At 59.9% G+C, this 23,638-nt stretch carries 24 protein-coding genes and 1 riboswitch; of the genes, 16 read left to right on the forward strand and 8 right to left on the reverse strand.

What is annotated here, in order from left to right; all coding sequences use genetic code 11:
* Positions 1-128 precede the first annotated feature (128 nt).
* The 5 genes from sucC (at position 129) to LOY31_RS08315 (ending at position 5,112) form a co-directional block, all read left to right on the forward strand.
* Positions 129-1,295 carry an ADP-forming succinate--CoA ligase subunit beta gene (sucC, locus tag LOY31_RS08295; RefSeq protein WP_007959029.1) on the forward strand — a complete coding sequence of 389 codons (1,167 nt, stop codon included), beginning with the start codon at positions 129-131 and terminating at the stop codon, positions 1,293-1,295.
* A complete protein-coding gene (gene sucD / locus LOY31_RS08300) occupies positions 1,295-2,179 on the forward strand; it encodes a succinate--CoA ligase subunit alpha (protein ID WP_007959025.1) in 885 nt (294 codons plus the stop codon). The genes sucC and sucD overlap by 1 nt, the downstream gene beginning before the upstream one ends.
* 329 nt (positions 2,180-2,508) lie before the next feature.
* Positions 2,509-3,822 carry a branched-chain amino acid transport system II carrier protein gene (brnQ, locus tag LOY31_RS08305; protein ID WP_007959023.1) on the forward strand — a complete coding sequence of 438 codons (1,314 nt, stop codon included), beginning with the start codon at positions 2,509-2,511 and terminating at the stop codon, positions 3,820-3,822.
* A 151-nt stretch (positions 3,823-3,973) separates the two neighbouring features.
* Positions 3,974-4,711 carry a DUF599 domain-containing protein gene (locus tag LOY31_RS08310; RefSeq protein WP_085608854.1) on the forward strand — a complete coding sequence of 246 codons (738 nt, stop codon included), beginning with the start codon at positions 3,974-3,976 and terminating at the stop codon, positions 4,709-4,711.
* A complete protein-coding gene (locus tag LOY31_RS08315) occupies positions 4,711-5,112 on the forward strand; it encodes an MAPEG family protein (RefSeq protein ID WP_127797328.1) in 402 nt (133 codons plus the stop codon). The genes LOY31_RS08310 and LOY31_RS08315 overlap by 1 nt, the downstream gene beginning before the upstream one ends.
* A 77-nt stretch (positions 5,113-5,189) precedes the next feature.
* Here the strand turns inward: LOY31_RS08315 and LOY31_RS08320 are convergent, their stop codons facing one another.
* On the reverse strand, positions 5,190-5,426 hold the full coding sequence (locus LOY31_RS08320; protein WP_007959016.1) for a hypothetical protein: 237 nt from the start codon (positions 5,424-5,426) through the stop codon (positions 5,190-5,192).
* 158 nt (positions 5,427-5,584) lie between these two features.
* Between LOY31_RS08320 and LOY31_RS08325 the strand changes: the two genes are divergently transcribed.
* From LOY31_RS08325 to LOY31_RS08340, 4 genes are all read left to right on the forward strand, one after another.
* Complete coding sequence (locus tag LOY31_RS08325) at positions 5,585-6,061, forward strand: PaaI family thioesterase (protein WP_085608852.1); 477 nt, start codon at positions 5,585-5,587, stop codon at positions 6,059-6,061.
* Complete coding sequence (locus LOY31_RS08330) at positions 6,058-6,510, forward strand: PaaI family thioesterase (RefSeq protein ID WP_007959014.1); 453 nt, start codon at positions 6,058-6,060, stop codon at positions 6,508-6,510. Before LOY31_RS08325 ends, LOY31_RS08330 begins: the two co-directional genes overlap by 4 nt.
* Before the next feature lie 81 nt (positions 6,511-6,591).
* Positions 6,592-8,496: a molecular chaperone HtpG gene (gene htpG / locus LOY31_RS08335; protein ID WP_221534197.1), complete on the forward strand. Its 1,905-nt coding sequence runs from the start codon at positions 6,592-6,594 to the stop codon at positions 8,494-8,496.
* Between the two features lie 68 nt (positions 8,497-8,564).
* Positions 8,565-9,293, forward strand: coding sequence for a dienelactone hydrolase family protein (locus LOY31_RS08340; RefSeq protein ID WP_258713098.1), 729 nt, complete (start codon positions 8,565-8,567; stop codon positions 9,291-9,293).
* Positions 9,294-9,335: 42 nt separating this feature from the next.
* Here the strand turns inward: LOY31_RS08340 and LOY31_RS08345 are convergent, their stop codons facing one another.
* Together LOY31_RS08345 and LOY31_RS08350 are read right to left on the reverse strand one after the other, a co-directional pair.
* Positions 9,336-10,226: a pirin family protein gene (locus LOY31_RS08345; protein ID WP_221534196.1), complete on the reverse strand. Its 891-nt coding sequence runs from the start codon at positions 10,224-10,226 to the stop codon at positions 9,336-9,338.
* Between the two features lie 61 nt (positions 10,227-10,287).
* The gene (locus LOY31_RS08350; protein ID WP_007959010.1) at positions 10,288-10,704 is read right to left on the reverse strand and encodes an OsmC family protein; all 417 of its coding nucleotides are present in this window, start codon (positions 10,702-10,704) and stop codon (positions 10,288-10,290) included.
* Between the two features lie 128 nt (positions 10,705-10,832).
* Here LOY31_RS08350 and LOY31_RS08355 point away from each other — a divergent pair, with 128 nt between their 5' ends.
* Together LOY31_RS08355 and LOY31_RS08360 are read left to right on the forward strand one after the other, a co-directional pair.
* A complete protein-coding gene (locus LOY31_RS08355) occupies positions 10,833-11,888 on the forward strand; it encodes an amidohydrolase family protein (protein ID WP_408980465.1) in 1,056 nt (351 codons plus the stop codon).
* 130 nt (positions 11,889-12,018) lie between these two features.
* On the forward strand, positions 12,019-13,644 hold the full coding sequence (locus LOY31_RS08360) for a methyl-accepting chemotaxis protein (RefSeq protein WP_258713100.1): 1,626 nt from the start codon (positions 12,019-12,021) through the stop codon (positions 13,642-13,644).
* A gap of 61 nt (positions 13,645-13,705) precedes the next feature.
* Here LOY31_RS08360 and LOY31_RS08365 read toward each other — a convergent pair whose 3' ends face one another.
* The 3 genes from LOY31_RS08365 to purM are packed head-to-tail and all read right to left on the reverse strand — an operon-like array spanning position 13,706 to position 16,136.
* Positions 13,706-14,419, reverse strand: a complete 714-nt coding sequence (locus LOY31_RS08365; RefSeq protein WP_007950391.1) for a DUF3108 domain-containing protein — start codon at positions 14,417-14,419, stop codon at positions 13,706-13,708.
* An 8-nt stretch (positions 14,420-14,427) separates the two neighbouring features.
* Positions 14,428-15,078 (reverse strand): phosphoribosylglycinamide formyltransferase, encoded by a 651-nt coding sequence (gene purN / locus LOY31_RS08370; RefSeq protein WP_007950392.1) that lies wholly within the window; start codon positions 15,076-15,078, stop codon positions 14,428-14,430.
* On the reverse strand, positions 15,078-16,136 hold the full coding sequence (purM, locus tag LOY31_RS08375) for a phosphoribosylformylglycinamidine cyclo-ligase (protein ID WP_007950393.1): 1,059 nt from the start codon (positions 16,134-16,136) through the stop codon (positions 15,078-15,080). Before purM ends, purN begins: the two co-directional genes overlap by 1 nt.
* Positions 16,137-16,511: 375 nt before the next feature.
* On the opposite strand from purM, the gene LOY31_RS08380 reads away from it, so the two are divergent.
* The 5 genes from LOY31_RS08380 to LOY31_RS08400 all read left to right on the forward strand — a co-directional run bounded on the left by LOY31_RS08380 (position 16,512) and on the right by LOY31_RS08400 (position 21,183).
* Positions 16,512-17,570, forward strand: a complete 1,059-nt coding sequence (locus LOY31_RS08380) for a DUF2066 domain-containing protein (RefSeq protein ID WP_258713101.1) — start codon at positions 16,512-16,514, stop codon at positions 17,568-17,570.
* A 34-nt stretch (positions 17,571-17,604) separates the two neighbouring features.
* Complete coding sequence (locus LOY31_RS08385; RefSeq protein ID WP_007950395.1) at positions 17,605-18,678, forward strand: AI-2E family transporter; 1,074 nt, start codon at positions 17,605-17,607, stop codon at positions 18,676-18,678.
* 210 nt (positions 18,679-18,888) lie between these two features.
* Positions 18,889-19,593 (forward strand): DnaA regulatory inactivator Hda, encoded by a 705-nt coding sequence (gene hda, locus LOY31_RS08390; RefSeq protein ID WP_007950396.1) that lies wholly within the window; start codon positions 18,889-18,891, stop codon positions 19,591-19,593.
* A gap of 214 nt (positions 19,594-19,807) precedes the next feature.
* Positions 19,808-20,428, forward strand: coding sequence for a C40 family peptidase (locus tag LOY31_RS08395; RefSeq protein WP_007950397.1), 621 nt, complete (start codon positions 19,808-19,810; stop codon positions 20,426-20,428).
* 218 nt (positions 20,429-20,646) lie between these two features.
* On the forward strand, positions 20,647-21,183 hold the full coding sequence (locus LOY31_RS08400) for a C40 family peptidase (RefSeq protein WP_007950398.1): 537 nt from the start codon (positions 20,647-20,649) through the stop codon (positions 21,181-21,183).
* 65 nt (positions 21,184-21,248) lie between these two features.
* On the opposite strand, the gene LOY31_RS08405 is transcribed toward LOY31_RS08400, so the two are convergent.
* Entirely contained in the window at positions 21,249-22,562 is a 1,314-nt protein-coding gene (locus LOY31_RS08405) for a sorbosone dehydrogenase family protein (protein WP_221534192.1), read from the reverse strand.
* Positions 22,563-22,627: 65 nt separating this feature from the next.
* Complete coding sequence (locus LOY31_RS08410) at positions 22,628-23,212, reverse strand: hypothetical protein (protein WP_007950400.1); 585 nt, start codon at positions 23,210-23,212, stop codon at positions 22,628-22,630.
* Positions 23,213-23,378: 166 nt separating this feature from the next.
* Positions 23,379-23,605: riboswitch (cobalamin riboswitch) on the forward strand.
* The last annotated feature ends 33 nt before the right edge of the window (positions 23,606-23,638 follow it).

The following is a 23,638-nucleotide window of genomic DNA, read 5'->3' on the forward strand; positions in this document are numbered from 1 at the left end:
CTGGACGCAGCCTTGCGTAGCTGCACCGGGTATCCGGAAAGGCTACGCAAGCAGCAGTCACAGGTGGCGCGGCACTCATAAAGAGCGCAGCGCCGAATGCGCAGTACCTAACGAAGACGGTAAAAAGCATGAATCTTCACGAGTATCAGGGTAAGCAGCTGTTCGCTGAATACGGCCTGCCAGTTTCCACTGGTTTCGCAGTAGACACCCCGGAAGCAGCAGCAGAAGCTTGCGACAAAATCGGCGGCAACGAGTGGGTTGTCAAAGCCCAGGTTCACGCCGGTGGTCGCGGTAAAGCGGGCGGCGTCAAGCTGGTTCGCAGCAAAGAAGACGCCAAAGCCTTCGCACAGCAGTGGCTGGGCAAGCGTCTGGTGACTTACCAGACTGACGCCAACGGCCAGCCAGTCACCAAGATCCTGGTTGAATCGTGCACTGATATCGCTAAAGAGCTGTACCTGGGCGCTGTCGTTGACCGTTCGAGCCGTCGTATCGTGTTCATGGCTTCCACCGAAGGTGGCGTGGACATCGAGAAAATCGCTCACGACACTCCAGAAAAAATTCTGAAAGCCACTATCGATCCACTGGTTGGCGCTCAGCCATTCCAGGGTCGCGAGCTGGCATTCCAGCTGGGTCTGGAAGGCAAGCAGGTTGCTCAGTTCGCCAAGATCTTCGTAGGTCTGGCCAAGCTGTTCAAGGATCACGACCTGGCTCTGCTGGAAGTGAACCCGCTGGTGATCAAGGCTGATGGCGATCTGCACTGCCTGGACGCCAAGATCAACATCGACGCCAACGCAATGTACCGTCAGCCTAAGCTGAAGACTTTCCACGATCCGTCGCAGGACGATCCGCGCGAAGCGCACGCTGCCAAGTTCGAACTGAACTACGTAGCGCTGGAAGGCAACATCGGCTGCATGGTGAACGGTGCCGGCCTGGCCATGGGTACCATGGACATCGTCAACCTGCACGGCGGCAAGCCAGCCAACTTCCTCGACGTAGGTGGTGGTGCTACCAAAGAACGCGTAACCGAAGCTTTCAAAATCATTCTGTCCGACAGCAATGTCGCTGCAGTACTGGTTAACATCTTCGGCGGCATCGTTCGTTGCGACATGATTGCCGAAGGCATCATCGGTGCAGTGAAAGAAGTCGGCGTGAAAATCCCGGTTGTTGTTCGTCTTGAAGGCAACAACGCTGAACTGGGCGCTAAAGTACTGGCAGAAAGCGGTTTGAACATCATCGCTGCTACCAGCCTGACCGACGCTGCTCAACAAGTCGTTAAAGCTGCGGAGGGCAAGTAATGAGCGTCCTGATCAATAAAGACACCAAAGTAATCTGCCAGGGCTTCACCGGTGCGCAGGGTACTTTCCACTCCGAACAAGCCATTGCCTACGGCACCAAAATGGTTGGCGGCGTGACTCCAGGCAAAGGTGGCACCACTCACCTGAACCTGCCAGTGTTCAACACCGTGAAAGAAGCTGTAGAAGCCACTGGCGCCACCGCCAGCGTAATCTACGTTCCGGCTCCTTTCTGCAAGGACTCGATCCTGGAAGCTGCTTTCGGCGGCATCAAGCTGATCGTCTGCATCACCGAAGGCATTCCTACCCTGGACATGCTGGACGCTAAAGTTAAGTGCGACGAGCTGGGTGTTACCCTGATCGGCCCTAACTGCCCAGGCGTGATCACCCCAGGCGAATGCAAGATCGGCATCATGCCAGGTCACATTCACTTGCCAGGCAAGGTCGGTATCGTTTCCCGTTCCGGCACCCTGACCTACGAAGCTGTGAAGCAGACTACTGACGCCGGTTTCGGTCAGTCGACTTGCGTCGGCATCGGTGGTGACCCGATCCCGGGTTCGAACTTCATCGACATCCTGAAGCTGTTCCAGGAAGACCCGAAGACCGAAGCGATCGTAATGATCGGCGAGATCGGCGGTTCGGCTGAAGAAGAAGCGGCTGCCTACATCAAGGCACACGTGACCAAGCCGGTTGTTTCCTACATCGCTGGTGTGACTGCTCCTCCGGGCAAGCGCATGGGCCATGCTGGCGCAATCATCTCCGGCGGCAAAGGCACTGCAGACGAGAAGTTCGCTGCTCTGCAAGACGCAGGCGTGAAAACCGTGCGTTCGCTGGCAGACATCGGCAAGGCCCTGGCCGAGCTGACTGGCTGGGAAGTGAAGAAGTAAGCTTCGGCTGACTTCTCTGCTCCAGCAACAAAGGCCACCTTCGGGTGGCCTTTGTCGTTTCTGGCGTTCGGGTGGACGATGGCAATTTATAAGCACTCACCCAATAACATGCAAAAACGCGACACGGAAACGTCGCGTATCGGATAGTTCGCCCTCTAACAGTGCGTTTGTCAGGCAAATTCGTTAGGCTAGCAGCCATTTTTGCGTCTGCCGCCCACAAGGCATGCAACGCGCTAAACGGGTCAGTCTTATACGGATTGACAGCATTTCCCTAACCCCACAGGGAAATCCCCCTCTAAATTCCGATTCAGTAGTGTGGTATTTCCTTAATGAAAGTTTTGAAAGGTCAGGACATCCTGGCACTTGGCTTTATGACATTCGCCCTGTTCGTCGGGGCCGGCAACATCATCTTCCCGCCTATCGTCGGTTTGCAGTCCGGGCCAAACGTCTGGATGGCGGCGCTGGGCTTCCTGATCACGGCGGTCGGTTTGCCGGTGGTCACCGTGGTCGCACTGGCCAAGGTCGGTGGCGCCATGGACGCCCTGAGCAGCCCGATCGGCAAGATCGCTGGCGGCGTACTGGCAGCGGCTTGCTACCTGGCAGTCGGCCCGCTGTTCGCCACCCCGCGTACCGCGACCGTTTCCTTTGAAGTGGGTCTGGCGCCGTTGACCGGCGAGAGCCCGCTGGCACTGTTCCTCTACAGTTCGGTGTACTTCCTGCTGGTGTTCTTCATCTCGCTCTACCCTGGGCGTCTGCTGGACACCGTCGGTCGTTTCCTCGCGCCGCTGAAGATCATCGCCCTGGCCGTGCTCGGCATCGCCGCGTTCGCACTGCCGGCCGGTGATATCGGCGTTGCCACTCCGGAATACGTTGCGGCACCGTTCTCCCAAGGCTTCATCAATGGTTACCTGACCATGGATACCCTGGGCGCACTGGTGTTCGGCATCGTCATCGTCAACGCGATCCGCTCCCGTGGCGTAGAGTCGCCGGCACTGATCACCCGTTACGCGATCATCGCCGGGCTGATTGCCGGCGTCGGTCTGGCGCTGGTGTATGTCAGCCTGTTTCGTCTGGGTTCCGGCAGCCATGAAGTGGCGGCGGGCGCGACCAACGGCGCGGCGGTGCTGCACGCTTACGTGCAACACACCTTCGGTTCGCTGGGCAGTGGCTTCCTCGCTGTGCTGATTTCCCTGGCTTGCCTGGTGACCGCTGTCGGCCTGACCTGCGCCTGTGCCGAATACTTCAGCCGCGTACTGCCGCTGTCGTACAAGACCCTGGTGATCATCCTGGCGGCGTTCTCGCTGCTGGTGTCCAACCTGGGCCTGACCAAGCTGATCGCGTTCTCGATCCCGGTACTGACCGCGATCTACCCGCCGTGCATCGTGCTGGTGGCCCTGAGCTTCTGCGCTGCGTTCTGGCATGAGCAGAGCCGTATCATGGGCCCGGTGATGTTGGTGTCGTTCGTGTTTGGCACCATCGATGCGTTGAAAGGCGCCGGTCTGGCTGACTGGATGCCATCGCAACTGGCCCACCTGCCGCTGAGCGAGCAAGGTCTGGCGTGGCTCGTGCCATGCGTGATGACCCTGGTGGTTGCCGTGGTTTGCGACCGCCTGCTGGGCAAGCGCGCCGAAGCACTCGCCTAAGATTGCCGGGCCGCCACAAGCGGCTGCCGAGCGATTAAACAGAAATGCCCCGTATCAATCGATACGGGGCATTTTTTATGGGCTTCAGGCAGTGTCTTTTTCCCTCGACTAACGTCGAAGGGGAGCCGAAATCTTCATCACAGGGAATTGCATGTCGTTCATCCAAGCCAACCTGATCCATCTGCTGGCCGCGCTCTGGTTTGTCATCTGCTGGGGCGGTTACACCCGTTATGCCACCTGGAAGGCCCGTGACACCGCGTGCCTGGCCAGCGTGCTGCACCTGTACCGCGAAGACTGGATGCGCCGCATGCTGCTGCGCGACAACCGCATCGCCGATGCCAGCGTGATCGGCAACCTTGAGCGCAACGCCTCGTTCTTCGCCTCCAGCACGCTGATTATCCTGGCGGGCATTCTGACCGTGCTTGGCGCGTCCGAGCGCGCGGTGTCGCTGCTGGCGGACATTCCGATGGTGCAACAGGCCTCCCAAGGCATGTCGGAGATCAAGTTGCTGTGCCTGGCGCTGGTGTTCGTTTACGCCTTCTTCACCTTCAGCTGGTGCATGCGCCAATACAATTTCGCCGCCATTCTGGTCGGCTCGGCCCCGATGATCGGTGAGCGGCAAGTCTCGGAGCAGGAGCGCAAGGCGTTCGCCTCACGTGCTGCTCGGGTGATTTCGATGGCGGCCAACCAGTTCAACTTCGGTCTGCGTTCCTATTACTTCGGCATGAGCATGCTGGCGTGGTTCGTCAGCCCGTGGCTGTTCATGTTGATGAGCGCAGGCGTGGTGCTGGTGTTGTATCGCCGGGAGTTTCATTCCGACGTGCTCGATGTAATGGTCTATACCCCTACAGAGGCGCCATTGCCCGAAGCGAACAAAGAGGCTGCTTGATGAGTATTCCGTTCTGGTGTGTGTTTATCAGTGCATTGTTGATCTACGTGGCGCGGATGCCGGTCGGCAAGGCCATGAAAGAGCAGGGTGGTTACAACAACCATCTGCCGCGTCAGCAACAGGCGCAACTCACCGGTTACGGGGCCCGGGCGCTGGCGGCACATCAGAACAGCATCGAAGCCTTCATCCTGTTTGCGGTTGGTGTGCTGATGGCGCATACCACGCAGACGGCGGGATGGCTGATCGATACCTTGGCGATCATCTTCGTGATCTCGCGGATTTTCTATTTGTGGTTTTACCTGGCGGATATTCCCACGCTGCGCAGTCTGGTCTGGTTGGTCGGCTTAGTGTGTTCATTGTTGCTGATGATTAGTCCGACTTTTAGAACTGTTTTGCTCTAAGACCGCATCGGCAAAAAATGACTGGCAAAAGAAAACCCGCACTTGGCGGGTTTTCTTTTTTGCCAGCCAGAAGCGGCTTATTGCTTCTTGGCAGCTTCTTCTTGCGCTGCAGCGTTCGATTCGGCCTGAGCTTTGGCAGCTTCGGCGTTTTCTTTCGCTGCGTCGTTCACTTTATCCTGAGCTTTGTTCATGTCTTGCTGAGCTTGTTCAGCATGTTGGTTGGCATCTTGAGCTTTGTCCTCGGATTTTTTATCGCAGGCAGCGAGACCGAGGGAAGCGGTCAACATCAAGGCAATAGCTAAAGTCTTACGCATGGGGTGTTTCTCCTTATGGAAAATAACTACTGGCCTTAAGAGCTCAGGCCCAAGGCTTAAGTTCCTCATTTCTTTCAGATATATAAGTTTGTTTTGCAATGGAACTTTTGCTGTTCTTTCCACTACTGGGAATGGCGACTAACAAGAGTAATTATCAAATGGCCGAAAACCCCGTTTTTGAGCGTGCGACACGGTTTCTCTCGGCCTTGCGCCACTGTCAGGTACTGGGATTGAAGGTGCACAGCGCAAGTAGCGAAGGCCTGACGGTGGTGCTGCCGTACAGTGCGCAAATCGTTGGCAACCCGCTGACCGGTGTCATCCACGGCGGGGCGATCACGTCGCTGATGGACACCGCGTGCGGCATGTCGACCCTGTGCGTTCTGCCGGAATTCGAAGTCTGCCCGACCCTCGATCTGCGCATCGACTACATGCACGCCGCCGAGCCGCATAAAGATGTGTATGGCTTCGCCCAATGTTATCGGGTCACCACCGATGTGATCTTCGCTCGCGGCTTTGCTTACCAGGATGATCCGGAACAACCGATTGCCCACGTCGTCGGCACCTTCATGCGCATGGGCAAGGGCCTAAAAGGCACCAAAGGCTTTGGTGGCGCGATCAAGGGAGAAAACCCATGAGCGATGATTTCAAGCAGCAACTGCAAGAGGCGCACGAGAAGGGTGACTACGCGCCGCTGCTGAAGCTGATCCCCTATGCCGGACTCATCGGCGTCGAGTGTTCGCGAGTCGGTGATGACTTGCTGTTCAAGCTGCCAGCCAACAAGGACAACATTGGTAACCCTTTATTGCCGGCGATCCACGGCGGGGTGATTGCCGGGTTCATGGAGCTGTCCGCCGCCCTGCACCTGCTGATTTTCACCGGCGCGCCGGGGGTGCCGAAGATTATCGATTTCTCCCTCGATTACCTGCGGGCCGGGCAGTTTCGCGATACGTGGGCCCGGTGTCAGGTCTGCCGTCAGGGCCGGCGGGTGGCCAACGTCGCGGTCACGGCCTGGCAAAGCACCGAAAGCGAACCGATTGCCACCGCCCGCGCGCACTTCAAAATCGATGAGCCCTTGAAATCCTGAAGCACGCCCCCAACTCACAGAACAACCCGCCGCCGACCAGCAAGGTCGCGGCCAATGCCATCTGATTGGAGTTTGATGACCATGAGTGTGGAAACTCAAAAGGAAACCCTGGGCTTCCAGACCGAGGTGAAGCAACTGCTGCACCTCATGATCCATTCGCTGTATTCCAACAAGGAAATTTTCCTTCGCGAATTGATCTCGAACGCCTCTGACGCTGTCGACAAATTGCGCTTCGAAGCCCTGGCCAAGCCTGAGTTGCTCGAAGGTGGCGCTGAACTGAAAATCCGTGTGAGCTTCGACAAGGACGCCAAGACCGTCACCCTCGAAGACAACGGCATCGGCATGAACCGCGACGATGTGATCACCCACCTGGGGACCATCGCCAAGTCCGGCACTGCCGATTTCATGAAAAACCTGTCCGGCGATCAGAAGAAGGATTCGCACCTGATCGGCCAGTTCGGTGTGGGCTTCTACTCGGCCTTCATCGTCGCTGACAAAGTTGACGTGTACAGCCGTCGCGCCGGCACCGCCGCCAGCGAAGGCGTGCACTGGTCGTCGAAAGGCGAGGGCGAGTTCGAAGTCGCCACCATCGACAAGCCGGAGCGCGGCACCCGCATCGTCCTGCACCTGAAATCCGGTGAAGACGAGTTCGCCGATGGCTGGCGTCTGCGCAACATCATCAAGAAGTACTCCGACCACATCGCGCTGCCGATCGAGCTGCCGAAAGAAGTGGCCGTTGCCGAAGGCGAAGAGAAGCCAGAAGCCGAGTGGGAAACCGTCAACCGCGCCAGCGCCCTGTGGACCCGTCCCCGCACTGAAGTGAAGGACGAGGAATACCAGGAGTTCTACAAACACATCGCTCACGACTTCGAAAACCCGCTGTCGTGGAGCCACAACAAGGTCGAAGGCAAGCTCGAGTACAGCTCGCTGCTGTACGTGCCGGCCCGCGCACCGTTCGATCTGTACCAGCGTGAAGCGCCAAAAGGCCTGAAGCTGTACGTGCAGCGCGTGTTCGTGATGGATCAGGCCGAGTCGTTCCTGCCGCTTTACCTGCGCTTCATCAAGGGCGTGGTCGACTCCAACGACCTGTCGCTGAACGTGTCGCGGGAAATCCTGCAGAAAGACCCGATCATCGACTCGATGAAGTCGGCGCTGACCAAGCGCGTGCTGGACATGCTGGAAAAACTGGCGAAGAACGAGCCTGAGCAATACAAGGGCTTCTGGAAAAACTTCGGTCAGGTCATGAAAGAAGGCCCGGCAGAAGATTTCGCCAACAAGGAAAAAATTGCCGGTCTGCTGCGTTTCGCATCGACCAACGGCACCGATGGCGAGCAGATCGTCGGTCTGGCCGAGTACCTGGCGCGCGCCAAGGAAGGTCAGGACAAGATCTACTACCTCACCGGCGAAACCTACGCGCAGGTCAAGAACAGCCCGCACCTGGAAGTCTTCCGCAAGAAAGGCATCGAAGTGCTGCTGTTGACCGACCGTATCGACGAGTGGCTGATGAGCTACCTCAGCGAGTTCGACGGCAAGAGCTTTGTCGACGTCGCGCGCGGTGACCTGGATCTGGGCAACCTGGACTCGGAAGAGGACAAGAAGGCCGCAGAAGAAGTCGCCAAGTCGAAAGAAGGTCTGGTCGAGCGTCTGAAAACCGCACTGGGCGACTCCGTTGCCGAAGTCCGGGTTTCCCATCGCCTGACGGATTCGCCGGCCATTCTGGCCATCGGCGAGCAGGACCTGGGTCTGCAAATGCGTCAGATCCTCGAGGCCAGCGGGCAGAAGGTGCCGGATTCGAAGCCGATCTTCGAATTCAACCCGAGCCACCCGCTGATCGCGAAGCTCGACAACGAAACCAGCGAAGAGCGTTTTGGCGACCTGTCGCACATCCTCTTCGACCAGGCCGCGCTGGCGGCTGGCGACAGCTTGAAAGACCCGGCCGCTTACGTGAGCCGCCTGAACAAGCTGCTGGTCGAGCTGTCCGCTTGATCAAACTGTAGAAAAACCCGCTTCGGCGGGTTTTTTCATTCTGGTGTTCAACCAATCAGGAGTCAGAAATGAGCCAAGTCACTGTACGTTCCGTGGTCTATCAGATTGACGGCCAGCCTTATGAAGGTCGCCTGGCGTTCGACGCCGAGCACAAAGGCGCGCGTCCGGGTCTGTTGATGGCGCCGAACTGGATGGGTGTCAGCGCTGGCGCTGAAGAGATCGCCAAATCGGTGGCGGCCAAGGGTTATGTGGTGCTGATCGCTGACGTGTACGGCCAGGCCGTGCGTCCGCAGAATGCCGATCAGGCCGGTGCGGCAATGATGCCGCTGAAGAATGACCGCGCGCTGCTGCGCAAGCGTATGCAGGCCGCGTTCGAACAATTGCAGAAGCAGGGCGAGGCGGCGGTCGATACCTCGAAACTGGCGGTGTTCGGTTTCTGCTTCGGCGGCTGCTGTGCGCTGGATCTGGCGCGCACCGGTGCGCCGGTGAAAGCGGCAGTGTCGTTCCACGGCACGCTGGATTCGCCGAACCCGGCGGACGCGAAGAACATCAAGGGCTCGGTACTGGTGTTGCACGGTGCTTCCGACCCGCTGGTGCCGAAAGAGCAGTTGCCGGCATTCGAGGACGAGATGAATGCGGCTGGCGTGGACTGGCAGTTGCTGAGCTACGGCGGCGCGGTGCACTCGTTCACCGATCCGCACGCGAATGTGCCGGGCAAGATGATGTACGACGCGAAGACCGCAGGGCGGGCGTTCAAGTCGATGCATGACTTGCTGGAAGAAGTGTTCAAGGCCTGAATCGGCTGAACGCACTCCCACGCCTGGCGTGGGAGTGTTGCTTTACAGCGGTGTCGGTTCGCTGCGCGATTTAGGCAGCTCGATCCGCTCGACTTCCCCCGGCACCGTCGGCCAATCCCCGGCCGCCCACTTGCGCCGCGCCTCATCGATCGCCGCCGGATCGCTCGCGACAAAATTCCAGTTGATCCGCCGTGGCCCATCCAGTGGCGCACCACCGAACAGCACCGCGTGACTATCGCTCTCGGCAAACAGGCTCATCTCTTCCCCGGCCGGCAACACAACCAGTGCATGGGGTTCGACCGCTTCGCCATTAAGCTGCACATCACCACTCAACACATACAGCGCCCGCTCTTCATGTTCGGTCGGGATCAGCAGCGTGGTCGCGGTCTGCATCTTCAGTTCGGCATACAGCGTAGGAGAAAGCACTGGCACCGGTGATTCCAGGCAAAAGCCTGACCCGGCGATCATGCGGATCTGTACGCCGAGGTTATCGCTGACCGGCAAGGTCGAGGCCGGGTGGTGGCTGTAATGCCCCGGGCCTTGTTCGTGATCCTTGGGTGAGGCGAGCCAGATTTGCAGGCCGTGCATCTTGAAGCTTTGTTCCCATAGCGGTTCAGGCGTGCGTTCGACATGAGCGATCGCCGTGCCGGCTGTCATCCAGCTGACATCGCCAGCACTGACCACCTGATCCGACCCCAGGCTGTCCTTGTGCTGGATCTGCCCGTCGAACAAATACGTGAGGGTCGACAGACCGATGTGCGGGTGCTGTCGGATATTCATGCCTTTGCCCGCCGGATAAACCGTTTCGAGCATGTGGTCGAAAAACACGAAAGGCCCGACGCTGCGGCATTTGGCTGACGGCAGCGGGCGCAGAATCGGCTGGCCTTCGACGTCTTCGGCGCGCGGGCGGATGATCAGGGGTTGGGTGTCCATGTTCCATTCCAGGCTGAGCGGGTGATGCGTGGAGCATAACCCGCCGGTGTCGTCGGGGTGATTACTGGCTGTCGAAGCCGACTGGCGCGTGGGTTTCGATGGTGACTTCGCTGGTGGTCATCAGCTTGTGGATCGGGCAGCGATCGGCAACACGCAGCAGCTCTTCGCGCTGGGCATCGGTGAGCACGCCCTTGAGGGTGAGGGTCACGTGCAGCGCGTATTTGCCTTTCTGCTCTTGGCTGTTGTCGCGTTTGACCTCAACGCCGACGCCGGTCAGCGGGATGTCCTTTTTCTTCGCGTACAGCTTCAGGGTCAGAGCCTTGCAGGCGCCGAGAGCGGCGTCGAAGTAATCGTGCGGCTCCGGAGCCGAGCCTTCGCCGCCGGCAGTGGTCGGGACATCGGCAAACAGCTCATGCTCATCGATCTGTACGGTGTGGCGAAAACCTTCGGCGGACACGGTATTGACGGTAACGGTCATGTGAACCTCGCAAGCTGTAGGAAAAGGGATTCGATCAAAAAAGACCTTGCAGGTATAGAGCATTCCCACACAGGCGCGTTCCACTTTCTTGCCGGGTGAACCCTCGTTGCCCGGCGAGGGTCTAGGCTATGCCTGTCTGCCGGAGAATGCTTGTGTCCGTGTTTCGTTTGAGTCTTGCCTGCCTGATGGTTTTCACCGGCGCCGCCAGTGCCCGGGATTACACCTACAGTGACGCGCACCTGCATTACGTGGATTTTTTCCAGGAAACCGCCGGCATGCCGAAATTGCTGACGGCCATGAAGGAAAACTCCATCGAGCACGTGATGATTTCCGGCATTCCCGTGGCGAAGAAATGGCACGAAGACGAGCCGAAGCGTCCGCGCTATTACGCTGGCGATGACGCCGATGCCTATTGGTACAGCGCGACTGACGTGATCGTCGCCGACGCGGTGCAGAAGCTGACACCTGAGCAACGCCAGTACTTTCACCCGTTTCTTTCAGGCTTCAACCCCAACGACAAGAACTCCGCCGCGCACATCCAGCGCATGCTCGATCTGTATCCCGGCTTGTGGCAGGGCATCGGCGAGGTCTTCACCCGTCACGACGACCTCACCGCACTGACCTCCGGCGACACGCCACGCGCCAACAATGAGGCCATGACCCGCATCTATCACCTGGCCGCCGAAAACGATCTGCCGGTGATGCTGCATTCCAACATCACTTCCAAGCGTGAGAAAAATCCGCTGTACCTGAAGGAAATTGAAGAGCCGCTGCGTAATCATCCGCACACCCGGTTTATCTGGGCCCATGCCGGCACCAGTGCTGAAATCCATCGTCATCAGACGCAGCTGGATTTTCTGCTGCCGACCCTCACGCGAATGCTGGAGGCGTACCCGAACCTGTTCATTGATCTGTCGTGGAGCCTGCTGACGCCTTATCTGCTGAACGAAAATGGTCAACCGCGAGCGGAGTGGGTGCAACTGGTGGAGCGCTATCCGGATCGCTTTATGATCGGTTCGGACGTGGTCGGGCGGTTCAACAAACTCGGTAAGGAAATCCACGGCTTCAAGCCGTTTCTCGACGCGTTGCCCGAGGCGGTCGCGAAAAAAGCCGCACGGGACAACTTCCTGGCGATCTTGCCGCGAACAGCGCTCAAGTCCGGCAAACCCGCGCTGAATCGTTAATGCGCCAGGTTCGAAGTATCGAGGCCTTTTGATATCACGTTTTGGTCTTACGCAATTTTCCAAAGGGCCGATACCTTCTAGAGCAACCAGCTGCAGGGTTGATGCAGCGCTTTTGGAAGGAACCAGAGCAATGAGTATCCGTAGTCTCAATATTGCGCCCCGGGCCGGGCTGGGTTTTGGCGTGCTGGCGCTGATGGTGTTTGCCCTTGGGGCGTTCGCCCTGCTGCAGATGTCGAACATGCGCGCGCAGTCCGACGAGGTCGACAACAACTGGCTACCCAGCGTGATGGCGGTGGGCGAGATGAGCCAGGACATGTTGCGCCTGCGTGCGCTGACCATGCGCCTGTTGCTCAATCGCGATCCGCAGGCGCTGGATCAGAATGTGGCCAAGCTCAATGATTTGCGCGGTGTGCTGAGCGAAGCCCAGCAGCGTTACGACATCCTGATCGTATTGCCCGAAGAGCGCGCGCTGTTCGACCGCTTCAAGGTTGCCGAACACAAGTACCTGGAGCTTCAGGCGCAGGTGATGACGTTATCTGCTCAGGGACGAGTGGAGGAGGCCGCCGCCATTCTCAACGGACAGATGAGCCCGTTGGCGGATGAGATTGCAGTGAGCCTGCGTGAGCTGGTCGAGCTGAACAAGCACAACGCCAACCTCGCCACTGAGGCTGCACGGCTGGTGTTCACCAATTCCCGGGTCTGGGTCGGTGTGATGATCGGCATCACCGCGCTGATTACCATCGCCCTAGCGTTGTTGCTGACCCGCAGCATCGTGCTGCCGCTGTCGCAATCGCTCAATGTGGCGGAAGTGGTGGCCGGTGGCGATCTGACGGGGGATATCAGCATTTCCGGCAAAGACGAACCGGCGCGGTTGCTGCACGCGCTCAAGAGCATGCAGCACAACCTGCGCGACACCATCCGCCGAATCTCGGAGTCCTCCAGTCAACTGGCCTCGGCCTCGGAGGAGCTAAGCTGCGTCACCGAAGATGCGACGCGAGGGCTGCACCAGCAGAGTCTGGAAATTGAACAAGCCGCCACGGCGGTCAATCAGATGACCGCCGCCGTGGAAGAGGTGGCGAGCAATGCCATAGCGACCTCCGAGGCTTCCCGTGAGTCTGATCGCATTGCCCAGCATGGTCGCGAGCAGGTGCAGCAGACCGTGTCGTCCATCGAGCTGCTGGCGGACGATGTCACCGCCAATGCCACGCAGGTAGAGGATCTGGCGCAGAAGGTCTACAGCATCAGCAAAGTGCTGGATGTGATCCGCTCGATTGCCGAGCAGACCAATCTGTTGGCGTTGAACGCGGCAATCGAGGCTGCCCGGGCGGGTGATGCCGGACGGGGTTTTGCGGTGGTGGCGGACGAAGTGCGGGCGCTGGCCCATCGCACTCAGCAGTCGACGCAGGAGATCGAGCAGATGATCGGCGGCATTCAGCAGGGCACCGATTCGGCGGTCAGCTCGATGCAGCAGAGCAACGTTCGGGCGCGCTCGACACTGGAGCTGGCGAAGGCGGCTGGCGTGGCGCTGGAAGAAATTGCTTCGGCGTTTACCCTGATCAACGAGCGCAACCTGGTGATCGCCAGTGCGTCGGAAGAGCAGGCGGCCGTAGCACGAGAGGTCGATCGCAATCTAATGAATATCCGTGACCTGGCGATGCAGACGTCTGCCGGTGCCAATCAGACCAGCGCCGCGAGTCAGGAGCTGTCGCGGCTGGCGGTGGACCTGAACAGCATGGTCGCCAAGTTCTCGGTCTGATCAGCGTTCGACAGGCGAAAAAAAGCCCCGCGTTTGCGGGGCTTTTTGATTTTGCGTCGGATCAGCTGCCTTTGACCGTCTTGCCGTTGACCGTGCCGTCGAGGAGCATGATGTTGTACTCCTTGCCGTCGGTTTCGACCTGTTGCAGGCGAACCAGCAGGTAATCCCAGTCCTTGGCGAACCACAGGACGGTGATGCGCTTGCTTTGTGTCGGATCGCGGACGCGCTCGACCTTGATCGCATCGATCTGGCCGGCCTTGGTTTCGACTTTCTCCGAACCCAGCACGCGGAAGTCGTAAGTATCGACTTCACCATCATCGACCACCTGATAGCTCATGCTTTTCTTGCCGGCGGCCACGTCATGCTGCAGCGCCAGTTGATAGGTGGATTTGTCGACCATGCCGCGGTTGAGCGGGATTTTCACCGCGTCGCCGCGGTCGGTGCCGGTCACCAGCTTGTTGGCCCAGTCGAAGTCCAGATCAGCCTTCTTCGCTTTGCCCAGACCACCGCGTTCGAAGTGGTAGGACTGTGGCAGCAGGGTGTCCTTGTCCAGGGTCAGGGTGCTTTCCTCGGACAGGCTGGCAATCATCATCGAAGCCTTGAAGCTGAGCTTCCAGACGCCGTTGGCCTGTTTGGTCAGGCTGCGTTCGGCAGTGCCGCTCATGGGCAGCTGCTTCCAGTCGGCGGTGTAGCTGGCGGAGAACGGTTGAAGGTCTGCCGCCTGGGCAAAAGGCAGGGCGAGCAGAGCGCAAGCGAAGAGCAGGGCGCGACGCATAAAATCTCCTAGTTTCGAATCAAGTGACCGCTGGCCCCGAGTAGCTGGCCATCCAGTAAAGCACCTTGCTCGCCGAGGCTCAGCCGTCCTTCGGCGAACCAGCGTACGGCCATCGGGTAGATCAGGTGTTCCTGAACGTGAACCCGTTGCGCCAGACTTTGCGGCGAATCGTGCAACTCTACCGGTATTACTGCCTGTACGACCAGTGGTCCGCCATCGAGTTCCTCGGTGACGAAGTGCACGGAGCAGCCGTGTTCGGCGTCGCCGGCTTCCAGCGCGCGCTGATGCGTGTGTAACCCTTTGTATTTGGGTAGCAGCGACGGGTGGATGTTGAGCAGGCGACCCTGGTAGTGACGGACGAAGTCAGCGCTGAGAATGCGCATGAAGCCGGCCAGTACCACGAGTTTGGGGTTGAATTCGTCGATCAGTTCGATCAGAGCGGTATCGAAGGCCTCGCGGCCCTCGAATCCCTTGTGATCCAGCGAGCGGGTGGCGATACCCGCGTCACTGGCGCGTTGCAGGCCGTAGGCGTCGGCGCGGTTGGAAATCACCGCAGCGATGCGGACCGGGCTGTCGCCGGTCCGCGTGCTGTCGATCAGGGCCTGCAAGTTACTGCCGGTGCCGGACAACAGCACCACGACATCACAGGTGTTTGGCATCAGTGAGCCTTGAGGTTCTTCAGTTCGACCTGAGCCGCGCCTTCGGCAGCGACAGCGATCTGACCGATGACCCAAGGCTGCTCGCCGGCGTCACGCAGGGTGTTCAGGGCCACTTCAACGTGCTCCTGAGCCACGCAGATCACCATGCCCACGCCGCAGTTCAGCACGCGGTGCATTTCGGTTTCGTCGACGTTGCCTTTCTCTTGCAGCCAGTCGAAGACGGCCGGGCGGTTCCAGCTGGCCACGTCAACCACGGCCTGAGCGCCTTTTGGCAGAACGCGCGGGATGTTGTCGAGCAGGCCGCCACCGGTGATGTGGGCCATGGCTTTGACAGCGCCGGTGTCCTTGATCAGCTTGAGCAACGGCTTCACGTAGATGCGGGTCGGGGCCATCAGCAGTTCGGTCAGCGGTTTGCCGTCGAGCTGAACGGTTTCGATGTCGGCGCCGGACACTTCGATGATCTTGCGGATCAGCGAGTAGCCGTTGGAGTGCGGGCCGGACGATGGCAGGGCGATCAGGGCATCACCGGTGGCGACTTTCGAGCCGTCGATGATTTCGGCTTTTTCCACGACGCCGACGCAGAAGCCGGCCAGGTCGTAGTCTTCGCCTTCGTACATGCCAGGCATTTCAGCGGTTTCGCCGCCGACCAGCGAGCAGCCAGCCAGTTCGCAGCCTGCACCGATACCGGTAACCACGGTGGCAGCCACGTCGACGTTCAGTTTGCCGGTGGCGTAGTAGTCGAGGAAGAACAGCGGCTCTGCGCCGCACACCACCAGATCGTTGACGCACATGGCGACCAGATCCTGGCCGATGCTGTCGTGCTTGTTCAGGTTCAGCGCCAGGCGCAGCTTGGTGCCGACGCCGTCAGTACCGGAAACCAGTACTGGCTGCTTGTAGCCGGCCGGGATTTCGCAGAGGGCGCCGAAACCGCCCAGGCCGCCCATGACTTCCGGGCGCGCAGTGCGCTTGGCGACGCTCTTGATGCGTTCGACCAATGCTTCACCGGCGTCGATGTCTACACCGGCGTCCTTGTAGCTCAGGGAGGGTTGCTTGCTCATGATCCAGGCCTTTAGGGGAGGGGATTCAGGGGTAACGACCGAGTTCAGCGGGAGCGCCGAATCCGACAGGGGCGATTGCCTCACGCGAAGTTCGGGGTGCCCGGCTGTTGCCGGTCTGCGAAGGCGCGCGATTTTATCAGGCTTGAGGGGCAGCGGCCATCCTCACGCCGACGGGCAGGGGCATATCGGTGGAAAAATTTTGCAATTGACGCTGTGGGCGACTTCACGGGTGCCTGTATAAGGAACCGTCTATCGTTAGGACTGTGCAAAAACTTACCGACCGCGTGTGAATGTTTTGCGACGGCCTGTGGTCACAGGCTTGCAGCAACGGTACACGCGGCCTGTTCCAGCCGCTCTTGTCGACGGGAATTCTCCATGCGTTTTTGTAAATGGCTGTTAGTAGGTGGCTTGTCTCTGATCAGCCTGGCGAGCCAGGCCGAAAATCTCAAAGGTCTTTATCAGGTGCGCGAACCGGTCACGGGTCAGTCGCCGGAGGAGCGCGATCGCGCGACCCAGGCTGCGCTGGATACGCTGGTGCTGCGCCTGACCGGCGACCCGAAAGCCCCGCAGAACCCGGGGCTGGCGCCGGTTCGCAAGGATCCGCAGCAGATCATCAGTCAGTTCGGTTTCGATGCGGGGCCGCCGGAAGTGCTGAAAGTCGATTTCGACCCAGGAACCACCGAGCAGGCGTTACGCCGCGCCGGGCTGGCGCTGTGGGGTGCCAATCGGCCCTCGATCCTGAGCTGGTGGCTGAATGATTCGACCGAGGGGGCGAGTCTGGTGGGCGACGGTCAGGCCAGCGCCGCGCCTTTGCGTCGTGCGGCCCAGCACCGTGGTTTGCCGTTGCGCCTGCCGCTGGCGGACTTGAGCGAGCAATTGGTCGCCACGGCGCCGGCGATCGAGGGTGCCGACCCGGCGCCCTTGCGCAATGCTTCCGAACGCTACAACGCTGACGCCTTGCTCGCCGTGCATGCCCGCGAAGACGGCGGGCAATGGCAGGCCAAATGGCAATTGTGGCTGGGCGATAAAAAAGAGGCGGGCAACGTGCAGGGCGCGGATCAGGCCGCCGTGGCCGATGCGGTGATGCTGGCGGTCACTGAACGCCTGGCGCCACGCTTTGTGGCCAAGCCGGGCGCATCCGGCCAGCAGACCCTGGAAGTGCAGGGCATGAATCTGGAGCACTACGCGGCGCTGCTGCGGTTACTCGAACCGTTCGGCGTGCGTCTGCAGAGTGTCGATGCCGATCGCATCCTGTATCGGGTCAACGGCAGTGCCGATCAGTTGCGAGCGCAATTGTCGCTGGCGAAGTTGCAGGAACTGCCGGCCGAGGCGCCGGCTCCGGTCGCTGCGCCTCAGCCTGCGGTCGTCGGGGCGCCGCCAGTTACTGCGCCAACGCCGACACCGGCGGCGCCGTCCTTGCGGTTCCGCTGGTAGTTTTCTTTCTTATATATAAGCAATGGAGTGTTACATGGCCGATACGCGGCGTTGGTTCTGGCTCGGTGGGGTGCTCCTGCTTTGCGCGTTTGTCTGGTTGCTGCATCCGATCCTCACGCCGTTTCTGGTAGCGCTGCTGCTCGCGTATCTGTTCGATCCGCTTGTTGATCGTCTGGAGCGCCTGGGGCTGTCCCGCACCTGGGGTGTGATTACGGTGTTCGCCTTGTTCACCCTGATCGTCACCGCGTTGTTGCTGGTGCTGGTGCCGATGCTCGCCAAGCAATTGCTGCGTCTCTATGAGCTGGCGCCGCAAATGCTCGACTGGTTGCAGCACACCGCCGTGCCATGGGCGCAATCGAAGCTGGGGCTGTCGGATGGCTTCTGGAAGTTCGACAAGGTCAAGGCAGCCATCAGCGAGCATATGGGCCAGACCACCGACATCGTCGGTGTGGTGCTGAGTCAGGCGACGGCCTCGAGCCTGGCGCTGATCGGCTGGCTGGCGAATCTGGTGCTGATCCCGGTGGTGAGCTTTTACCTGCTGCGCGACTGGGACGTGATGATGGCCAAGATCCGTGGCCTGTTGCCCCGTGATCGAGAGGAGCGTGTAGTGGCGCTGGCGGGTGAGTGTCATGAAGTGCTGGGCGCGTTCGTGCGCGGGCAGTTGCTGGTGATGCTGGCGCTGGGCGTGATCTATGCGGCCGGCCTGATGATTGTCGGTCTGGAACTGGGTCTGTTGATCGGTCTGATCGCAGGGCTGGCGGCGATTGTGCCGTACATGGGGTTCGTGATCGGTATTGGCGCGGCGCTGATTGCCGGGTTGTTCCAGTTCGGTGGCGATCTGTATCCGATGATCGGGATCGTCGCAGTGTTCATGGTCGGCCAGGCGCTGGAAGGCATGGTGCTGACGCCGTTGCTGGTGGGGGACCGGATCGGTCTGCACCCGGTGGCGGTGATCTTCGCGATTCTGGCCGGTGGCGAGTTGTTCGGTTTCACCGGTGTGCTGCTGGCATTGCCGGTGGCGGCGGTGATCATGGTGCTGGTGCGGCATGTCCACGATCTGTACAAGGATTCCGACATCTATAGCGGGGTGGATGAGCCGGAGTTGTAATCGTGACGCGCGGGCTGCCCGGTGGATCACCGGGTTGGCCCGTCTCATGCAGGCCGTGGCGCCAAAGAAACTGTCATAAAACCAGCACGTTAACGCAAACCTTTGATTTTGCTTGGGGTCTGTCGCATTGTGCGCTCCGCTTCACGGGTATAAACTTCGCTCACTTTACACAGAGGCCACTAACGGTTCCTTGGGAACTGTTCAGTCAGCATGAAACCGATTCAGCTGCCCCTAGGTGTGCGTCTGCGTGACGACGCCACCTTCATCAACTACTACCCAGGCGCCAATGCCGCTGCACTCGGCTATGTCGAGCGTCTATGCGAAGCCGACGCCGGCTGGACCGAAAGCCTGATCTATCTGTGGGGCAAGCACGGGGTAGGGCGTACGCATCTGTTGCAGGCCGCGTGCCTGCGCTTCGAGCAGATGGGTGAACCGGCGGTGTACCTGCCGCTGGCCGAGTTGATGGATCGCGGCATCGAAATCCTCGACAACCTCGAACAGTACGAACTGGTCTGCCTGGATGACTTGCAGGTGATTGCCGGCAAGGCAGACTGGGAAGAGGCGATGTTTCACCTGTTCAACCGTCTGCGTGACAGCGGGCGGCGTCTGCTGATTGCGGCGTCCACTTCGCCGCGTGAACTGCCGATCAAACTCGCCGACCTGAAATCGCGCCTGACCCTGGCGCTGATCTTCCAGATGCGTCCTCTCTCCGATGAAGACAAATTGCGTGCCCTGCAATTGCGCGCATCCCGTCGCGGTCTGCACCTGACCGATGAAGTCGGGCATTTTATTTTGACTCGCGGTACCCGCAGCATGAGCGCGCTTTTTGATCTGCTCGAGCAGCTCGATCAGGCCTCTTTGCAGGCCCAGCGCAAGCTGACCATTCCCTTCCTGAAAGAAACCCTGGGCTGGTAAAACCGGGGCTTTCAGCCGGTTTCGGCATATTTCAGTCGCCAGAAAACCCGCTTTCCTGTGGGTTGCACAGGCCGCGTCTCGATTCAAATAGGCTTAAGCGCTTAGATGTTAATGAGAAACCGGGAAGTCACAAAAAGATCGATTGAATTTGCAAATGAGGCTGATAGCGGGCATAGTCTCGGCTTCTTTACAACTATCAGCCACGGTCGTGCCCATGCTAAAGCGCTTCGCACCCCTCGTGCCTCTCGCACTCGTCACCCTGTTGTTCGGTTGCGCTGCTCATTCACCTGTTAATCAAGAGCAGCAACAACAGGCTAAAAATTCTGCCACCGCCCAGTCTTCCGTTATTTACCAGGAAGAGCTGGACACCGAAAAAGAACTCGCCGACTTCAACGGCAAGAAGCCTTACCAGCTTCCGGTTCTGGCCGACAGCATCCTCGAACGCGGCATGTCCCTGATCGGTACCCGTTACCGTTTCGGCGGTACCTCTGAAGCCGGTTTCGATTGCAGCGGTTTCATCGGCTACCTGTTCCGCGAAGAAGCCGGCATGAACCTGCCGCGCTCCACCCGCGAAATGATCAACGTTGATGCGCCGCTGGTTTCGCGCAGCAACCTCGAGCCGGGCGACTTGCTGTTCTTCGCCACCAATGGTCGTCGCGGTCGTGTAAGCCACGCCGGGATCTACCTGGGCGACAACCAGTTCATCCATTCCAGCTCTCGTCGCAGCGGCGGTGTTCGCATCGACAGCCTGGGCGACAGCTACTGGAGCAAGACCTTCATCGAAGCCAAACGCGCTTTGGCGAACGCTCCAACCGTGGTTACCGCTCGCAAGTAATCACGCCTTTGTCGCCACGCTCGTGGCGACAAGCGGCCCTTCAGAGGCAATAGACCTAAACTTTACAAGGTGAAGTTAAAGTCTTACTTGAAGTTTGCCGCGTAGCCGCTAGAATCCTGATCTATATTGATGGCAAACCGCCTGCGTCCCAACGCAGGCGGTTTTGTTTTCTGTCGAATCGGCAGTCAAAGCCTCAGCCAGATCAGGATGTTCTGCATATGACGATGTCGGCCCGCTTTGCCTTGATGTTCTTCGCAGCGCTGCTCAGCGGCTGCGCCAGCCGCACTCCGCCGCCTGCGCCGGTGGTTCGCGCTCCGATCGTGTTCGGATCTTCCCAGGCCTTTTCCCCCGCTGCCGAAGACGTGCTGTTCCGCGCGCTCGGGCTGGTGGGCACGCCTTATCGCTGGGGCGGCAATACGCCGGATTCGGGCTTCGATTGCAGTGGCCTGATCGGTTTTGTCTACCGCGATGCCGCCGGCATCAGCCTGCCGCGTTCCACCCGCGAGATGATCGTCATGCAGGCGCCGAATGTCGGCAAGGAAGGGCTGCAAACCGGCGACCTGATCTTCTTCGCCACCAATGGCGGCTCGCAGGTCAGTCATGCGGGGATCTACGTCGGGGAAGGGCGCTTCGTTCATGCGCCGGCCACCGGCGGCACGGTGAAGCTGGACAGCCTGTCGAAAGCGTATTGGCAGAAGGCTTATCTGAGCGCCAAGCGCGTTCTGCAGCCGGAGCATCTGGCGCATAACCCGTAGTTCAGATACATAAAAACCCGTGGGAGCTGAATGGCTCCCACGGGTTTTTTTATGCCTGCAACACACTAGCGGGTCGCTGACACTCGCCACACCTTGTTACCCACATCATCAGCTACCAGCAACCCACCTTGCTGATCGATCACGACGCCGACCGGGCGACCCAAAGCGTTCTCGTCCTTGTCGAGGAATCCGGTCAGCACGTCCACGGGCGTTCCGCTCGGCTTGCCGGCGGCGAAAGGTACAAAGATCACCTTGTAGCCACTGTGCGGTTTGCGGTTCCACGAGCCGTGCTGGCCGATGAATGCGCCTTCCTTGAACTGCGCCGGCAGGCGATTGCCTTCGGCGAAAGTCAGGCCCAGTGATGCGGTATGCGGGCCGACGGCGTAGTCGGGAGCGATGGCCTTGGCCACCATGTCCGGCCGCTGTGGTTCCACGCGCACGTCGATGTGCTGGCCGTAGTAGCTGAACGGCCAGCCATAGAAGCCACCGTCCTTGACCGACGTGATGTAGTCCGGCACCAGATCGCTGCCGATTTCGTCGCGCTCGTTCACGGCAGTCCACAGCGCACCGCTTTGAGGCTCCCAGGCCAGGCCGTTGGGGTTGCGGATGCCCGAGGCGAAGATCCGGTGGTTGCCGGTGGCACGGTCCACTTCCCAGATCGCTGCGCGACCTTCTTCCTGATCGAGGCCGTTTTCGCCGACGTTGCTGTTCGAGCCGACAGTGACGTACAGCTTGCTGCCGTCCTTGCTGGCGATAACGTTTTTAGTCCAGTGGTGGTTGAGCGTGCCGCCCGGCAGATCCACGACCTTGATTGGCTGGCTCTTGATTTCGGTCGCGCCGGGCTCGTAGTTGAAGCGCAGCAGGCGATCGGTATCGGCCACGTACAGATCGTTGCCGACCAGGGTCATGCCGAACGGCGAGTTGAGGTTCTGCAGGAACACCGTCCGGGTTTCGGCCACGCCGTCATGATCGGCGTCGCGCAGCAGGGTAATGCGGTTCGGGCTGGGAACGCCGGCACCGGCACGGCCCATGACTTTCTTCATCACCCAGCCACGAATGCCCTTGCCGTCGTCGGGTTTGGGCGGGGCGTTGGTTTCCGCCACCAGCACGTCGCCATTGGGCAATACGTACAGCCAGCGCGGGTGATCGAGATTCTCGGCAAAGGCTGCCACCTGCGTGCCTGCCGCTGCCGTCGGTTTCGCGCCGGCCGGCCAGCCGATGGCCGGGGCGATGTTCACCGTCGGGATCAGGGTCTTGTTCGGTTCGGGCAATCGGGGAGACGGGCCGGTGCCGTCGGAGACTTGCAGGCTGGAGGATTCACCACAGGCGGCGAGCCCTCCGGCGAGCACGATGACGAAAACGAGCTGGGGCTTGCGCATTGCTGATCTTCCCTATGAATTCATTCTTAATCATAGAGAAGCGCACAAGCCCGATGGTTCAACCCTCAGCCGCGGGCTTCCTTGAACAGCACGGCAATGCCGGGGTGATAGTTGCCGGCCTCGCTGCGCAATTTGCGGTAGGCGTAGGGAAAGTACCAGGCGACGGCGCAGGTGTGTTCCTTTTGCAGGTCGTCGACCATGTCCTGCAACTCTTCCGGGCTGGCGCTGTGCTGGGCCTTTTGCGGGGCGACGAACAGGCAGCCGAGTTTCAGGTCGCTGGCGTAGCTGATGCGCTTGGCGTCGCTGGTGATATCCGCCAGGGCCTGCGTCAGATTCAGGCTGGTGACGCGCGGCCAGCGTTGGGTGGCCTGAATGAAGGCGCGATCTTCAGCGCCAGCCAGGAACAGGTCGGCGCGGGCATTGCGCTCGCCTTCCTCGTTCTGTTTGCGGGTGGCGGTGTCGCGCAGGGTGACCAGTTCGGCCATCCAGGCAGCGGCCGACAGCAGGCCGAGGTTGGCTTTTTCGTCGTGCCAGTAGGGCGTGTCATTGTCGCCGCGCACGGCGTTGTAGCGGTCGATACAGTCAAACCAGCGTTCCAGCACCGGGCGCAGGAATTCCAGCCGCGGATTGCTGATGATCATGCCTTGCATGGTGCTCTCCCTTGTTATTGTGATGTGCTCTCTGCAGTCAAAAAGCATGGCTCTTTGATATCACTCATGACAGTGTGGCACAAGATTGGCGTCAGTTAATTGATCGGCGGCAGTTATTCGCCGCACAAGCCCCTCTTCAATTGACGCTCCACCCCCAACCCTCTAACCTTCGCGGCTTGTTTCAGGTGCTCTGTGGCGCATGTCGACAGAGTGAAACAGGGAAGCCGGTGAGGCGGGTCTTCAAGCGATGAACCCTCACGATCCCGGCGCTGCCCCCGCAACGGTAAATGAGTAAAAGCTGCGTCCGATGCCACTGCCTAAAAGCGGGAAGGCGCGCAGCCAGGCCAACGCCGCTCATGAGCCCGGAGACCGGCCTGATCCATCCAGCGGCATCACGGTGGGCGATGCCAGGCTTGTTGCCGTCTA

Source organism: Pseudomonas sp. B21-021, from assembly GCF_024749205.1.
Lineage (GTDB): Bacteria > Pseudomonadota > Gammaproteobacteria > Pseudomonadales > Pseudomonadaceae > Aquipseudomonas > Aquipseudomonas paraglycinae.

Bases quoted from the DNA above. Each gene is read 5' to 3' on its own strand.
- sucC (WP_007959029.1), top strand. From the start codon at position 129: ATGAATCTTCACGAGTATCAGGGTAAGCAGCTGTTCGCTGAATACGGC.
- sucD (WP_007959025.1), top strand. From the start codon at position 1,295: ATGAGCGTCCTGATCAATAAAGACACCAAAGTAATCTGCCAGGGCTTC.
- brnQ (WP_007959023.1), top strand. From the start codon at position 2,509: ATGAAAGTTTTGAAAGGTCAGGACATCCTGGCACTTGGCTTTATGACA.
- LOY31_RS08310 (WP_085608854.1), top strand. From the start codon at position 3,974: ATGTCGTTCATCCAAGCCAACCTGATCCATCTGCTGGCCGCGCTCTGG.
- LOY31_RS08315 (WP_127797328.1), top strand. From the start codon at position 4,711: ATGAGTATTCCGTTCTGGTGTGTGTTTATCAGTGCATTGTTGATCTAC.
- LOY31_RS08320 (WP_007959016.1), bottom strand. From the start codon at position 5,426: ATGCGTAAGACTTTAGCTATTGCCTTGATGTTGACCGCTTCCCTCGGT.
- LOY31_RS08325 (WP_085608852.1), top strand. From the start codon at position 5,585: ATGGCCGAAAACCCCGTTTTTGAGCGTGCGACACGGTTTCTCTCGGCC.
- LOY31_RS08330 (WP_007959014.1), top strand. From the start codon at position 6,058: ATGAGCGATGATTTCAAGCAGCAACTGCAAGAGGCGCACGAGAAGGGT.
- htpG (WP_221534197.1), top strand. From the start codon at position 6,592: ATGAGTGTGGAAACTCAAAAGGAAACCCTGGGCTTCCAGACCGAGGTG.
- LOY31_RS08340 (WP_258713098.1), top strand. From the start codon at position 8,565: ATGAGCCAAGTCACTGTACGTTCCGTGGTCTATCAGATTGACGGCCAG.
- LOY31_RS08345 (WP_221534196.1), bottom strand. From the start codon at position 10,226: ATGGACACCCAACCCCTGATCATCCGCCCGCGCGCCGAAGACGTCGAA.
- LOY31_RS08350 (WP_007959010.1), bottom strand. From the start codon at position 10,704: ATGACCGTTACCGTCAATACCGTGTCCGCCGAAGGTTTTCGCCACACC.
- LOY31_RS08355 (WP_408980465.1), top strand. From the start codon at position 10,833: ATGCCTGTCTGCCGGAGAATGCTTGTGTCCGTGTTTCGTTTGAGTCTT.
- LOY31_RS08360 (WP_258713100.1), top strand. From the start codon at position 12,019: ATGAGTATCCGTAGTCTCAATATTGCGCCCCGGGCCGGGCTGGGTTTT.
- LOY31_RS08365 (WP_007950391.1), bottom strand. From the start codon at position 14,419: ATGCGTCGCGCCCTGCTCTTCGCTTGCGCTCTGCTCGCCCTGCCTTTT.
- purN (WP_007950392.1), bottom strand. From the start codon at position 15,078: ATGCCAAACACCTGTGATGTCGTGGTGCTGTTGTCCGGCACCGGCAGT.
- purM (WP_007950393.1), bottom strand. From the start codon at position 16,136: ATGAGCAAGCAACCCTCCCTGAGCTACAAGGACGCCGGTGTAGACATC.
- LOY31_RS08380 (WP_258713101.1), top strand. From the start codon at position 16,512: ATGCGTTTTTGTAAATGGCTGTTAGTAGGTGGCTTGTCTCTGATCAGC.
- LOY31_RS08385 (WP_007950395.1), top strand. From the start codon at position 17,605: ATGGCCGATACGCGGCGTTGGTTCTGGCTCGGTGGGGTGCTCCTGCTT.
- hda (WP_007950396.1), top strand. From the start codon at position 18,889: ATGAAACCGATTCAGCTGCCCCTAGGTGTGCGTCTGCGTGACGACGCC.
- LOY31_RS08395 (WP_007950397.1), top strand. From the start codon at position 19,808: ATGCTAAAGCGCTTCGCACCCCTCGTGCCTCTCGCACTCGTCACCCTG.
- LOY31_RS08400 (WP_007950398.1), top strand. From the start codon at position 20,647: ATGACGATGTCGGCCCGCTTTGCCTTGATGTTCTTCGCAGCGCTGCTC.
- LOY31_RS08405 (WP_221534192.1), bottom strand. From the start codon at position 22,562: ATGCGCAAGCCCCAGCTCGTTTTCGTCATCGTGCTCGCCGGAGGGCTC.
- LOY31_RS08410 (WP_007950400.1), bottom strand. From the start codon at position 23,212: ATGCAAGGCATGATCATCAGCAATCCGCGGCTGGAATTCCTGCGCCCG.